Annotated in this window: 12 protein-coding genes; 6 read left to right on the forward strand and 6 right to left on the reverse strand. The window is 43.7% G+C overall.

Translation table 11 applies throughout. The annotated features are described in order from the left end of the window. Positions 1–6: 6 nt before the first annotated feature. Genes ACQEXS_RS18560 through ACQEXS_RS18575 form a run of 4 tightly spaced genes read right to left on the reverse strand, consistent with a single transcriptional unit; the run spans position 7 to position 2,523 of the window. Positions 7–291 carry a SelT/SelW/SelH family protein gene (locus tag ACQEXS_RS18560; RefSeq protein ID WP_427014804.1) on the reverse strand — a complete coding sequence of 95 codons (285 nt, stop codon included), beginning with the start codon at positions 289–291 and terminating at the stop codon, positions 7–9. Between the two features lie 8 nt (positions 292–299). Next, the gene (locus tag ACQEXS_RS18565) at positions 300–1,055 is read right to left on the reverse strand and encodes a sulfite exporter TauE/SafE family protein (protein WP_427014805.1); all 756 of its coding nucleotides are present in this window, start codon (positions 1,053–1,055) and stop codon (positions 300–302) included. Positions 1,056–1,099: 44 nt separating this feature from the next. Then, a complete protein-coding gene (locus tag ACQEXS_RS18570; RefSeq protein ID WP_367988428.1) occupies positions 1,100–1,615 on the reverse strand; it encodes a regulatory protein ToxS in 516 nt (171 codons plus the stop codon). Between the two features lie 17 nt (positions 1,616–1,632). Beyond that, positions 1,633–2,523 (reverse strand): winged helix-turn-helix domain-containing protein, encoded by an 891-nt coding sequence (locus tag ACQEXS_RS18575; protein ID WP_367988429.1) that lies wholly within the window; start codon positions 2,521–2,523, stop codon positions 1,633–1,635. A gap of 262 nt (positions 2,524–2,785) precedes the next feature. On the opposite strand from ACQEXS_RS18575, the gene htpG reads away from it, so the two are divergent. From htpG to ACQEXS_RS18595, 4 genes are all read left to right on the forward strand, one after another. After that, a complete protein-coding gene (htpG, locus tag ACQEXS_RS18580; protein ID WP_427014806.1) occupies positions 2,786–4,690 on the forward strand; it encodes a molecular chaperone HtpG in 1,905 nt (634 codons plus the stop codon). 298 nt (positions 4,691–4,988) lie between these two features. Then, positions 4,989–5,633 (forward strand): adenylate kinase, encoded by a 645-nt coding sequence (gene adk / locus ACQEXS_RS18585; protein ID WP_252029835.1) that lies wholly within the window; start codon positions 4,989–4,991, stop codon positions 5,631–5,633. 133 nt (positions 5,634–5,766) lie between these two features. After that, complete coding sequence (gene hemH, locus ACQEXS_RS18590; protein WP_427014807.1) at positions 5,767–6,732, forward strand: ferrochelatase; 966 nt, start codon at positions 5,767–5,769, stop codon at positions 6,730–6,732. A gap of 463 nt (positions 6,733–7,195) precedes the next feature. After that, positions 7,196–7,876, forward strand: a complete 681-nt coding sequence (locus tag ACQEXS_RS18595; RefSeq protein WP_367988432.1) for an oligogalacturonate-specific porin KdgM family protein — start codon at positions 7,196–7,198, stop codon at positions 7,874–7,876. A gap of 59 nt (positions 7,877–7,935) precedes the next feature. Here ACQEXS_RS18595 and ACQEXS_RS18600 read toward each other — a convergent pair whose 3' ends face one another. Together ACQEXS_RS18600 and ACQEXS_RS18605 are read right to left on the reverse strand one after the other, a co-directional pair. Next, the gene (locus ACQEXS_RS18600; RefSeq protein WP_427014808.1) at positions 7,936–8,385 is read right to left on the reverse strand and encodes a DUF411 domain-containing protein; all 450 of its coding nucleotides are present in this window, start codon (positions 8,383–8,385) and stop codon (positions 7,936–7,938) included. Between the two features lie 8 nt (positions 8,386–8,393). After that, positions 8,394–11,093: a copper-translocating P-type ATPase gene (locus ACQEXS_RS18605; RefSeq protein ID WP_427014809.1), complete on the reverse strand. Its 2,700-nt coding sequence runs from the start codon at positions 11,091–11,093 to the stop codon at positions 8,394–8,396. Between the two features lie 484 nt (positions 11,094–11,577). Between ACQEXS_RS18605 and ACQEXS_RS18610 the strand changes: the two genes are divergently transcribed. Together ACQEXS_RS18610 and ACQEXS_RS18615 are read left to right on the forward strand one after the other, a co-directional pair. Next, positions 11,578–12,975 (forward strand): multidrug transporter, encoded by a 1,398-nt coding sequence (locus ACQEXS_RS18610; RefSeq protein ID WP_374144799.1) that lies wholly within the window; start codon positions 11,578–11,580, stop codon positions 12,973–12,975. 59 nt (positions 12,976–13,034) lie between these two features. Further along, positions 13,035–13,406 carry a DUF2799 domain-containing protein gene (locus ACQEXS_RS18615; protein ID WP_427014810.1) on the forward strand — a complete coding sequence of 124 codons (372 nt, stop codon included), beginning with the start codon at positions 13,035–13,037 and terminating at the stop codon, positions 13,404–13,406. Positions 13,407–13,425 lie beyond the last annotated feature (19 nt).

The raw sequence follows: 13,425 nt of genomic DNA on the forward strand, positions 1-13,425 counted from the left end.
CTGATACTAAGCGCTTGTTTTATCAATGTGCCCAAGATCTCGGTCAGGAGCGATAACGTCGCGAATTTTCTGTTTGAGAACTTTAGCTTCAGGGAAGCCTCCATCGCGTTTTCTTTCCCAAATCAAAGTGCCATTACATACGATTTCAAATCTTCCACCGGTATCAGGGTGTAATGAAAGGCTGTCAATTTCTTCACTGAATGTGTGGAGTAATTCCTGGCTCATCCAAGTTGCTCTAAGCATCCAGTTACACTGGCGACAGTAATATATATCGATGTTTGCTTTATTCATTATCTTTCCTAAATCAATAACTTGATGCCGACAGCAAAGGTCAATATTTCAAAACAGAGCTTGATGGTCTGATTGCTGTAACGGATTGCAAGATAAGCGCCAATGCTGCCACCGGCAAATGAGCCTAATAGGAGGATGGGCAGCCAAGGCCAATAGATAGGGGCGCCAGCTTGAGCAATTGCGATGCCTCCCATACTATTCCAAAATAGGCCAACGCATATCATGGTTAATGCGACTGCTTGTTTATAGCTATAGCCAAACCAGCGGACTAAGAATAATGTGACCAGCAGCCCTGAGCCAGCCGTGAGTGAGCCATTTATGACCCCGATTAACGCGAGCCCAAGACCGCCAATGGCCCAACCTTTAAAATCTCGATTTATCGCTTGCTCTTGCTGCCCTAGCTGTTTTTTGAGTCTCGAATAGATACCAAGGGCAAGGATCATCACTCCCAGCAAACGCTGAGCAATAACCTCTGGGATCTGCAATACAACGTTTGCACCAATAATCACACCGATGCAGCCAACTAGGATCAAATAAACAGCAACGCGACCATCAATGGTTTTCTGTTTGATATGAGTAAAAGCGGCTCCAAGACCTAAAGCAACGCTTGCAACTTTATGGGTCGCAAGTGCTGAAGCGAAAGGTAAACCAAGGAAAATAAGCAGCGGAAATTGCAATAAGCCAGCGCCACCACCAGAGAGTGAGGCAAGGGTATTGGCAATGAAAGAGCCGGTAAATAAGCCGAGTGTGTTTATCCAGTCCATAAGAAATGTAAAAGGGGGCTTCTTGCCCCCTTAAATAGAGTCAGTTAGTTGCTAAAAAGTACAGTAGAACCGTGGCTTAAGCTCGTCAATAACAAAGTCTTTTCGTTGACGATATCAATACGACGACTTTGCTGAGCATCCATCTTAAAGATTTGTGTGATCAACTGCAGCTGATCCTGAGTGAAATCTTTTGATTGTGGTGAGGATACGTCTTTAAACTCGGTTGGAGAAACCAGCAGGTAATTATCACTGATATCCCAGTCACCGGTTTCAGAAATGTTGATCATGCTTTCATTATCAGCATTTTCAGCGTACAAACGAACTGTAGCGACTCGAATGTAAGTGCCATTTGGCAAGTATTTTACATTAGATTGAACGTCAACACGGCGAAGTGGGCCAACGGACGCTTCTTGTAGATCTTCAGTGATCAGCGTGACCATCTTAGATTGCCATTCTTTCGAGGTCAGAACCTGTTCAATTTTTAGATCACTTCCCCAGTACAACCAGCTACTAACCAGAGCTGAAACCACAAAAATAGCGGCGGCGATTTTTTGATTCATTGACTGCATTCTCCTCGTTAGTTGCACACTTTATCTAGATCATCTTGCTCTGCCACAATACGTAGTGTGACGTTTTCACCAGAGTGATTGAGAGAGTGAATATAGTTTAAAATCAGTTGGTTGTTCTGTCCGCCAGTGGCAATGATTTCAATTGGCTTCATTTCACCGCTATGGCTTTCGTTGTATTTCTTCACGCATCGTTCAATTGATGGCATCCAACCTTGTAAATCCGGATGGTTAATTGGTGTTCTAATTGGTACTTCGTCATAGACTGCGAGCTCTCGAAAGTTTGATTCACTCGGGCCCGAAATCAACACTACGATGAGTGGGATAAGTAGCGCAAGTGTGAGTAAAATTCTCACAACCCAAGGGTTAGAAGCTGGTGGTGTTGATGGTGCTGGCGTGATCACATCAGTAGTTTTGTCTGATTTAACGGCATCGTCTTCAGCGATTGATTCGTCAGTAGCATGCCCATCAAATGGCTCTACCACATCGGTTGTTGTAATGGTGATGTCATCGATAGAAGGTTCTTCTTTTCCCTCAGCTTCCCCAGCAAGCAAAGGTGTTGAGCGCTCAACACTACAGATAAGTTGATAGCCTCGTTTGGGTACGGTTTTGACAAACTGAGGCGATTTGGTGGAGTCTTTCAGCATTTTGCGTAAGGTGGAAATGGCTTGAGTGAGACTGGAGTCGTCAACTTCAAAACCTTGCTCACGCCAAACAAAATCATGTAGATCGTTTCGAGAGATGATCTCACTAGGTTTTTCACACAAAAGTAGCAGGATTCGACTCTCATTGCTGCCTAGGCGAATGATTTCGTTATCGTTTGCTTTATCGACTAAAGAATTCGTATTGGGGTCAAAGGTAAAGCGATTAGCGAGGTTAAACTTAGTGCCTATGTTGCTCATTTGAATTGGCCATCGTTATATTGTTAACGGAATTATTAAAGCGTGCTTATTCACAAAGTAGCTGTGCACGTAATAGGCTACTTTATGTTTTTTGATTTTTTGAGAGCCAAGGATAGTCAAATTTCATACAAAAAAACACTGTTTTTATGATTTTTGACCTTGAATTTACAATTATGACCCTCATGTTTTACTCACAAATCATCGTAACTCATGCTACGCGATTGGTTGCGTAGTCAAAGAACGTTGAAGATATGGAGTAAACATGAGCGAAACCGCAACAACTAATAAAGAAACTCGTGGCTTTCAGTCTGAAGTAAAACAACTACTTCACCTAATGATCCACTCTTTGTACTCAAACAAAGAGATCTTTTTACGCGAGTTGATTTCTAACGCATCGGATGCAGCAGATAAGCTGCGTTTTCAGGCACTATCTAATTCTGAATTGTATCAGGGTGATGCGGAACTGGGTGTAAAACTGTCGTTTGACGAAAAAGCGAACACGTTGACTATTTCAGATAACGGCATTGGTATGAGCCGTAATGATGTGATTGAGCACCTTGGTACGATTGCGAAATCTGGCACGGCTGAATTTTTCTCAAAACTATCGGAAGACCAATCCAAAGACTCTCAATTGATTGGTCAATTTGGTGTGGGTTTCTATTCTGCGTTTATTGTCGCTGATGCTGTGACGGTAAGAACACGTGGAGCTGGCCTTGCGGTTGATGAGGCTGTTCAATGGCACTCTCAAGGTGAGGGTGAATACACCATCGAAAGTATTAGTAAGGAAACTCGCGGTACCGACATCGTGCTCCATATGCGTGATGACGGCAAAGAGTTTTTGAATGAATGGCGTCTTCGTGATGTGATCAGTAAATACTCAGATCACATTGGTATTCCTGTTTCAATTTTAAGTAAAGTTCGTGATGAAGAAGGCAACGAAACTGACGAAACGAAATGGGAGCAGATCAACAAAGCGCAAGCACTATGGACGCGCAATAAGTCTGACGTTAGCGACGAAGAGTACCAAGAGTTTTATAAGCATGTTTCGCATGATTTTGCCGATCCTTTAGTTTGGAGCCACAACCGAGTTGAAGGTAAAAACGATTACACCAGCTTGTTGTATATTCCGGCAAAAGCTCCGTGGGATATGATGAACCGTGACCACAAATCAGGTTTGAAACTGTATGTGCAACGTGTGTTCATCATGGATGACGCTGAGCAATTTATGCCGTCATATCTACGCTTTGTTCGTGGTTTGATTGATTCGAACGATTTACCATTGAACGTTTCTCGCGAAATCCTTCAAGACAACAAGGTGACTCAGTCGCTGCGTAACGCATGTACCAAACGTGTTTTGACTATGCTTGAACGCATGGCGAAGAATGACGAAGAGAAATATCAGTCATTCTGGAAAGAGTTTGGCCTTGTTATGAAAGAAGGCCCAGCAGAAGACATGAGCAATAAAGAAAAAGTGGCGGGTCTACTGCGCTTTGCCTCGACAGAAGTTGACTCTGCCGATCAAACGGTTGCGTTGGCTTCTTACGTTGAGCGTATGAAAGAAGGTCAGGATAAGATCTACTACCTAACCGCAGATAGCTACAGTGCGGCGAAGAACAGCCCTCACTTAGAGCAGTTCAAAGCAAAAGGCATTGAAGTTATTCTGATGTACGACCGCATTGATGAGTGGTTGATGAACTACTTGACTGAGTTTGATGGCAAGCAGTTCCAATCGATCACGAAGGCAGGTCTGGATCTTAGCAAGTTTGAAGACGAGCAAGAGAAAGAGAAGCAAAAAGAGACAGAAGAAGAGTTCAAGTCTGTTGTTGAGCGTACCAAAACGTATTTGGGCGAGCGCGTGAAAGAGGTCCGTACCACATTTAAGCTTGCCAATACGCCTGCGGTTGTTGTAACTGACGACTTTGAAATGGGGACGCAAATGGCCAAATTGCTAGAGGCAGCAGGTCAAGCGGTTCCTGAAGTTAAGTACATCTTCGAGATTAACCCAAACCACGCGCTGGTTAAACGTATGGCGGATGAAGCAGATGAAGAAGCCTTCGGACGCTGGGTTGAAGTGCTGCTTGGACAAGCAATGCTAGCAGAACGTGGTTCGATGGAAGACCCATCTCATTTCTTAGGGGCAATCAATACACTTTTGACTAAGGTGTAATAGCTAAAAAGACTCAAAAAGCTCGCAAACTGCGAGCTTTTTATTTGAACTTCTGCGAAATTGTCGGAACTTTACAATTGAATGTGTAGTGCGCTTAAGTTTTGAGCGTCGAAGCATTCTTTAGTCTTAATTCAGCACTTGAACATGGAAAGTGTGGTAGAATTTCGGACTTGAATGTGATTCTGAAGGCGTGTATTTTGACCCGCCAATTTTTAGTAAACGTTATACCGAAACTTATCGTCGTTAACATTCTACTGTGAGCTTCGGTATAAATCATCATTTTTAAAGAGGATAAATCATGCGCATCATTCTTCTAGGTGCTCCAGGTGCAGGTAAAGGCACACAAGCTAATTTCATCATGGAAAAATACGGTGTTCCGCAAATCTCTACTGGTGACATGCTACGTGCTGCTATCAAAGCAGGTACAGAGCTTGGCAAACAAGCTAAAGCTGTTATCGATGCTGGTCAGCTAGTTTCTGATGAAATCATCCTTGGCCTAATCAAAGAGCGTATTGCTCAAGATGACTGTGAGAAAGGCTTCCTACTTGATGGTTTCCCTCGCACTATTCCTCAGGCTGATGGCCTAAAAGAAATGGGTGTTAACGTAGATTACGTGATTGAATTCGACGTGGCTGATGATGTGATTGTTGAGCGTATGGCTGGTCGCCGTGCTCACCTTGCCTCAGGCCGTACTTACCACGTTGTTTACAACCCGCCAAAAGTGGAAGGTAAAGATGACGTAACAGGTGAAGACCTTGTTGTTCGTGACGACGACAAAGAAGAAACTGTTCGTGCTCGCCTAGGTGTTTACCATGATCAAACAGCACCGCTAATCTCTTACTATGGTAAAGAAGCTGAAGCGGGTAACACTAAGTACCTTAAGTTTGATGGTACTAAGCAAGTTGCTGAAGTTAGTGCAGATATTGAGAAAGCACTGGCATAATTAACTGTCGAGAGAATCTGATAGTTTGCTATAGTGAAAGCGACCCAAATAGGGTCGCTTTTTTGATCTGTAGAAGTAAACTATTTTAAGCGATGTTACGTACATATGCTTTTGTCAGACAATTTAGGAAGTTATGCAAAATAATAAAAATAGAACCGGTGTGTTATTGGTGAACCTTGGAACACCAGATCAACCCACTTCGTCTGCCGTAAAACGTTTTTTGAGCCAATTTCTTCATGACAAGCGTGTTGTTGACATGTCTCGATGGTTATGGTGTCCGATCTTGCATGGCATCATCTTACCGATTCGTTCGCCTAAAGTGGCAAAGTTGTATCAAACGGTATGGATGGAGGAAGGCTCTCCACTTTTACATTATTCCCGATTACAGCAACGCAAGTTGCAGGAGTTATTGCAACTCCCTGTTGAACTAGGGATGACCTATGGCAACCCAAGTTTGGAGCATGGTGTGGCTGAGCTTCAGAAGCAAGGTGTGGAAGACGTTATCGTACTGCCTCTATATCCTCAATACTCCGGGACGACCACGGCCGCAGCATCTGACGGATTAACCAAAGCATTTAAACAATTACCTGTCATGCCGGGCTTTCGTTTTATCCGTGATTATCATGATCATCCACTTTATATAAAAGCACTGGCTGAAAGTGTACGAAAATCATGGCAAGAACATGGGCAAGGGGATTATTTACTCTGCTCTTATCATGGTATTCCTAAACGCTATGCAGATAACGGCGATGTTTATCCGAAGCATTGTGAACAAACAACTCGACTCTTGGCACAAGAGTTAGGGTTAAATGATGATCAAATCGGTTTAACGTATCAATCTCGATTTGGGCGTGAAGAGTGGCTTCAACCTTATACCGACAAAACACTGGAGCAATTGCCAAATCGAGGCATTAAAAAGCTCGATATCATGGCGCCAGCATTTTCAGTTGATTGCTTAGAAACGTTAGAAGAGTTGGCAGAGCAGTGTCGTGATATTTTCACCGAAGCGGGTGGGGAGCGTTTTACGTATATCCCATGCCTTAACGACTCTGAGACGCACCTTGCAATGATGCAAGCTATTATTCAACTAAGCTCATAGATTTGGTCGCCGTCCTCGTGGCGGCCAAGCCTCTCTCTTATATTCTTAACTGACATACCATTTCCAGAATAACTTCTACTTTAACTCATTTATCTGATCTATTGTTTGTGATCCAGATCGCCTTATGCACAGCCAAAAGTATTAACCGTAAAAAAGAACCTAAATCTGCTGTGATCTTCGTATTGTTCATGATGCGATCTTGCTTGGTTATTTGTGATCTCAAGCAACTGCTTATGGTTTTATTTATTTTTATAACTTTATAACTTGTTGTTTTTAAAGTTTAAAATAACTTTCTCTTTATTGTGGGTGCGCAAGATCTCACTCTATGGGAATTTATTTTTCTCAGTGAATTAATTTGTCCAAGATGAAAGTCAAGCCATGGAGGCAAACCTCACTTTGCGGTCAGGGTGAAGAAACACCAGACAAGAAACCGCGGCTAACTTTTAAATTAAGGCAGATTATTATGAAAAACGTATTAACTCTAAGTGCACTTTCTCTTGTTTTCGCTTCAAGCGCTTTTGCGGGCTCTTCTTATGTGACAGGTAATGTTCAGTTCCATGATGATGGACGTATCCATGGCTCAAAAGCAACGTCTACTTTGGAAGCGGGCCATACGTTTGACAACCAGTTTGGTGGCTTAACGGTATACACAGAGTTTGATGGTATTCAACTGGGGGATTTAACTGGCGCTGAGGCTTCTGGCCCGTATGTGACGCTAGGGGGTGAACAATCTTTCAATATCACAGAAAACTTCTGGGTTGCGGCGGGTTACCATCATTTGATTAACGAAGGTGACAGTATTCAATATCGTCCGCTAGTGAAGATTGGTTACAACTTCGATAACGGCATTGCACTAAGCAACCGTACACGTGCTCATATTGACGCGACTGACGCTGATGCAAAAACAGATTACCGCATGGATAACCGAATTGGTTACACACTCAATGATGATGTGTTGCTGAGCTACAACAACGTATACATGATTGAAGCGGAAACAATGGACCATGAGCTTCGTGCGACATGGACACGTCAAGGTGTTCAGCCATATTTCGAGTTCCGTTCACAAGCACACGGTGCAAAAGATGAGATGGGTGATAGCCTGGTGAATAATGCATTTGTCTTTGGTGCGTCATACGGTTTTTAACGCTTTGTTGTCCTAAGTCCTAAATGAAAAAGCCCGGTAAATACCGGGCTTTTTAACTTTTATTTGTCCGTATTGCCTTCGTGTCGGCGGTACTCAAAAACCTGTCCTTTTTCATTGAATGCATAAACCGAATAGGTGTCTTTTTTATCGCCATACTCCATACCCGGTGAGCCCATTGGCATCCCCGGAACCGCTAAACCTTTTGCATTTTTAGGTGGGTTTTCTAGAAACGCTTTAATATCTTCAGAAGGGATATGGCCTTCGAAGACGTAACCGTCAATTACCGCGGTATGACATGAAGCCAGTTTTGGCGTAATGCCAAACTTTTCTTTGATTGGATTCATGTTCTCATGTAGCTCTTCCTTGATATCAAAGCCAGCTTCTGTCATGTGTTTTGTCCATTCACCGCAACAGCCACAGTAAGGTGATTTGTAGTTAATGGCGTCAGCCGCCAATGCGTTGGCAGATGCCATCGCGAATAGAGCAAGAGTTAAGGTTTTAAGTTTCATAGACGCCTCTAAGAATCAATAGTGGTTTTAAATAATCGTAATCGGTTTGCATTGCTGACAACGGTAATTGAGGACAATGCCATTGCAGCTCCCGCAACAACTGGACTCAGTAAAATGCCAAGTATTGGGTATAAAGCCCCTGCCGCAATCGGAATGCCAAGTGAGTTATAAACAAAGGCCCCGAACAAGTTTTGTTTCATGTTTTTCACGGTTGCACGCGAGAGTTCAATGGATTTTGCCACGGCAACTGGAGATGAGTTCAATAGGGTCATTTGAGCGCTTTCAATTGCGACATCACTGCCGCTACCCATTGCAATGCCGATATCGGCAAGAGCGAGCGCTGGAGCATCGTTGATACCATCTCCGACCATGGCTACTCGTCGGTTTTCATCTTTTAGCTTTTGGATGTGTTTTGCTTTTTGATCAGGCAGAACTTGAGCAATGACCATATCAATACCAAGTTGGTGAGCAATCGCATCAGCAACTGCTTGGTTGTCCCCGGTAAGCATCACGGTTTGAATATGATTGGTTTTGAGTAGTTCGATGGCTTGTTTTGCATCACTTTTGATAGCGTCAGCCAATGCAATGGTGCCAAGTAGCTGGTTATTTAGGCAGATCCCGATCGTGGTCCATGCATTTTCTTTAGCACGTTCAAGCATGGTGTTAGCAGAGCTCATATCAATGCCTGAAGCCGCCAAGTAATTTGTCGAAGCAACCTGAAGTGGTTGATCATCTACTATGGCAGCGACGCCTTTCCCTTGAAGGTTTTGAAATTGCGTGACTTTGAGTGCTTTTCCGTGGTGCTGCTCGGTATAGTGGCAGATAGCTTTGGCTAATGGATGCTCTGAATGACGTTCGATACTGAACAGAAGGTCAATCAGGTGCTCTGTGCTGGTGGTATAAGCTTCGAGCGCTTGTACCACCGGTTTTCCTTGCGTCAACGTGCCAGTTTTATCAAAGACGACGGTGTTTATTTTACTTGCTGATTGCAGCACGTCCGCGTCTTTAATCAATATGCCCATTTCTGCGGCTTTACCGATACCAACTGTGACAGAAAGTGGTGTGGCAAGCCCAAGCGCACAAGGGCAAGCAATGATTAATACCGTAGTCGCAACCACAAGCATGTAACTGGCTTTTGGATCCGGCCCAATAAAGAACCAAACCAATGCAGAAAAAATAGCGATCATGACGACCACAGGCACAAAAACCGCTGAGATTTGATCCGCCAATTTGGCAATGGCGGGTTTGCTGCTCTGAGCCTGACGAACCATCTGAATAATTCGGGCCAGCATGGTGTCATTGCCAATACTGGTTGCTTCAATAACCAGTGAACCATCTTGGTTTAATGTTCCTGTAGAGACTTTTGTTCCAATGGATTTAAACAGTGGAATAGGCTCTCCGGTTAACATGGATTCATCAATGAATGATTCTCCGTCTAGCACTTTTCCATCTACCGGGATTTGTTCTCCGGGCTTGATACGCAGCTTCATACCCAGTTGAATCGCTTCTACCGGAATGGTGATGTCGCCATTCTCCGTTAACTGAGTTGCGAATTTTGGTTGTAAATCAAGCAATGCTTTTAATGCATGGGTGGTTTTGGCTTTGGCTTTGGATTCAATGTAGTGGCCAAGGGATATAAGCCCAACAATCATTGCGCTGGCTTCAAAATAAACGTGGCGAGATGGTAATGGGAACAACTCTGGGTAAACGACCACTAACATTGAAAATAACCAAGCGGCACCAGTGCCAAGTGCAACCAATGTATCCATGGTAGCGCGCCGGTGAGTAAAGGCTTGCCATGCATTTACAAAGAAACTTCTCCCAGCAGTGGCTAACAGCGCGAAACAGACGATACCAACGATGCCCCAAGCAATCTGATCGCTTGAGTTTCGGATCATCATATTACCACCTAATATGCCCCATAGCATGAGTGGTGCACCAATCGCCATGCCAGCGATGGCACTTTTTTGAAAGTGCTTCTGTTCTCTTTGTTGCTGCAAAGCCTGCTTTTCATGCTGAGTCGCTAAGTCATCAATGAACTCTGCCTGATACCCGGCCTGTTTAATGGCATCTAACAGCGCACTTTCAAAGGATTCTTGAATTGAAGAGTGATAGATGGTGGCACTTTGTTCAGCGAGATTCACTTGTGCCGCCATTACGCCTGGTACTGAAAGCAATGCTTTCTCTACAGAAGAAACGCAGCTGGCACACGTCATCCCTTGGATTAACAGAGAAAGTGGTGGGTGAGTACTAACTTGTTCAGGTTGAATCGAAACGGTAGCGGCCTCAATCTCTGGTGTTTCATGCTTGATAGCAGGTTCTATTGTTTGACTGAAGGCTTGATAGCCTGCTTCTGATACCAAATCCAAGATTTGCTGTTCACAGAGCAGTGACGTTAGAGTGAGCGACTCCTTACTTACTTCGGCTTCAGCAATCAGCGGATGCGCTAATAAAGCATCGTGCAGTTTGTTAACGCAACGTCCACAGTTCAATCCTGCCAAATGATAATGTTGCGTTGTACCTGCATCATAACCTAGCAATTTGATACTGCGGTGGATGGTGGAAAAGCGTTCTTCTGTTTCCAAAACAATGTGTGTGGGAGATAGGTCTAGAATTGTGACTTGGTTGTTTTCAGTCAGTGCTTTCTCTACCTTGCGAGCGCATCCCATACAATTTAACCCAGACAACGGGATCTCAAAATGCTGCATGGTAATACCTCATTATTACTGTAGTTGTTGCTGAGCTTAAACCTTACCTCAAGGGAAAGGTCAAGACGTATTTCAACAAAGAAAAAACGTCAAAATTGACTATGTCTGGTACTGAGCAAGCTATAAATAATGCGAGAGAATTCAAAAAATAAGCTCCAATAAAGTCAAGCTGGCTAAAAGTTCCTGAAACTGTCGTGACACAAGTCATCAATATCGACCTATTTATGTGAAAAAAGCTATCGCTGGAATGTTTTTGACGTTTTTGTATCTTTAGTGTTTCTAGTTAAGTTCTTGTTTTTAATGTATTTATGTTTATTTTTCTTTCTTTACTTTGAGGGGGGTCAGATAAAAAATGCCATTCAATTCTCGCTCCAAAAAAAGTTTGCCACCATGCCCCTGTCCATAAATAGCCCACCGATTCATTGGTCTTTAAGTTGAGCTGGTGGCTAAACAAATAATTCTCCTAAGGAAAAGGGTTAATAATATGAAAAGCGTATTCAAACGTTCATTAGTAGGTGCAGCGGTGTCTTCTATGCTATTTGGTACGGCAGCATTTGCTGCAGATCCAGTAGGACCAGAATACTCATCTGCAGCTTCTGCATTTTTCGAAGAATCCACTGTAACGGGTGCGATTAACTTCTGGATGCGTGATCGTACACGTGCGGATTTTGATGTGGCGACAGGTGAGCAAACAGGCAAAACACCAAACTTAGATCACGGCTCGGTATATGTATCATTAGGCTTCCATTCTGGTTATGTTGCAGACACGGTTGGTCTGGATCTAAACGTCTACTCAACGTTTGATATGTGGAATAACGCTTCTCCTGACCATGAAATGAACTTCTGGGGTGTCGATAATCCATATGACATGAATCCAACTCAATCTAGTGGTTGTACTGGTGAATGGGATTCAGGTTGTACTGACAACGGCGCAGCAATCCAAACGGCGGCAGTTAAGTTTAAATTCGGTGATTCAATCACAGCTAAAGCAGGTTACTTCCAACCAAGCGTACCAACAGCGATGGGTGTGAACTGGTCTTATGCAGCAGGTACTTACACTGGTGGTGAAATTGGCGGTACATTCGGTGATTTGGCTGTTGGTCTAGTATATGCAGACGAATACCGCGCACCATGGTTCCAAGACAGCTATGGCTTCCGTGACGGTCAGAATGAAGATGCTGGTGATGCGTACTCTATTGGTGCACGTTACAACTTCTCTGATGCAACATCGCTTGATTTCGCTTATGCGGGCCTAACAAAAGGCGACCGTCAAAATGCGCACATCAAACTCAAACACAACACAGATAATGGTTGGTACCTATCGCCACAACTTTACGTAATTGATGATAACGACCAATACGATAGCACTGCATTCCAGCTTGCATTCCTATCATCTAAATCTGTTGGTCAGTACAACTTCCGCCTAGAAAGTACTTATACCTCTGCTGACTCTTCAGACACACGTGGTAACACAGGTAACTTCGCTTACCGTTTGACTGAGAAATACGGCGGTTCTAACGGTGCATACGATATTTGGTGGAACAACCGTTCAGATTTCAACCACGATGGTGAAATTGGCTTCTTTGGTCAAATGAGCCGTGACTTCTCTGACCTAGGTGCTCCTGGCTTTAGCGCAGGTATCAACGGCGTTTACGCTTTTGGTGCTGAAGCAGAAGGCTTTGATGAGCTGGTTGAATACTCTGGTAGTGTGTTTGCCAACTACGCTATCCAAGGTGGTGCGTTGAAAGGTGCGCATGTGGGCATGTACTACACGCGTTACGTGAACGATGCGAATACACCAAACTGGACTGGTTATTCAAACGCATTCCAAGACGAGAACGACTTGAAAGTGACATTAGTGATTCCATTCACAATCAAGTAATGACTTAAATACGAAGGCCCCACATGTTGGGGCCTTTTTCTATTTATAAGGAGAGGTTAATGCAACGCAGTTGGATATTGGTACCTTTTATATTAGTCAGTGGTTGTATGGCAACCTCAATGCATCTTGATCCTGAGCAATGGGGAGAGCGCAGTGCCACAAGAGGGGAGTTGATGGTGCAGCATCCAGAAGCTCTGAAAGATGCACTTAAAGCGGATGATATTAGTGCTGAGGATTTTGCGCGTTATCAACAAGGCTTTTTGAGAGGAAAAAAAGTCTTTTGTGATGTCAACAAAGCGTTTACTTGGGGGGCTAACGGCAACAAATACCAAGGGCAATGCGATGGTTTTTCCACAGAACCGCAATTTCGTTATGAAGCCGAACGTGGATTTGAGCGTTTTGTTTACCCTGAGAATAAAAGTTTTCCTTAGCTTGAATTGTCGTATGAGT

Source organism: Vibrio sp. TRT 17S01, from assembly GCF_050113695.1.
GTDB lineage: Bacteria > Pseudomonadota > Gammaproteobacteria > Enterobacterales > Vibrionaceae > Vibrio.

Bases quoted from the DNA above. Each gene is read 5' to 3' on its own strand.
- ACQEXS_RS18560 (WP_427014804.1), bottom strand. From the start codon at position 291: ATGAATAAAGCAAACATCGATATATATTACTGTCGCCAGTGTAACTGG.
- ACQEXS_RS18565 (WP_427014805.1), bottom strand. From the start codon at position 1,055: ATGGACTGGATAAACACACTCGGCTTATTTACCGGCTCTTTCATTGCC.
- ACQEXS_RS18570 (WP_367988428.1), bottom strand. From the start codon at position 1,615: ATGAATCAAAAAATCGCCGCCGCTATTTTTGTGGTTTCAGCTCTGGTT.
- ACQEXS_RS18575 (WP_367988429.1), bottom strand. From the start codon at position 2,523: ATGAGCAACATAGGCACTAAGTTTAACCTCGCTAATCGCTTTACCTTT.
- htpG (WP_427014806.1), top strand. From the start codon at position 2,786: ATGAGCGAAACCGCAACAACTAATAAAGAAACTCGTGGCTTTCAGTCT.
- adk (WP_252029835.1), top strand. From the start codon at position 4,989: ATGCGCATCATTCTTCTAGGTGCTCCAGGTGCAGGTAAAGGCACACAA.
- hemH (WP_427014807.1), top strand. From the start codon at position 5,767: ATGCAAAATAATAAAAATAGAACCGGTGTGTTATTGGTGAACCTTGGA.
- ACQEXS_RS18595 (WP_367988432.1), top strand. From the start codon at position 7,196: ATGAAAAACGTATTAACTCTAAGTGCACTTTCTCTTGTTTTCGCTTCA.
- ACQEXS_RS18600 (WP_427014808.1), bottom strand. From the start codon at position 8,385: ATGAAACTTAAAACCTTAACTCTTGCTCTATTCGCGATGGCATCTGCC.
- ACQEXS_RS18605 (WP_427014809.1), bottom strand. From the start codon at position 11,093: ATGCAGCATTTTGAGATCCCGTTGTCTGGGTTAAATTGTATGGGATGC.
- ACQEXS_RS18610 (WP_374144799.1), top strand. From the start codon at position 11,578: ATGAAAAGCGTATTCAAACGTTCATTAGTAGGTGCAGCGGTGTCTTCT.
- ACQEXS_RS18615 (WP_427014810.1), top strand. From the start codon at position 13,035: ATGCAACGCAGTTGGATATTGGTACCTTTTATATTAGTCAGTGGTTGT.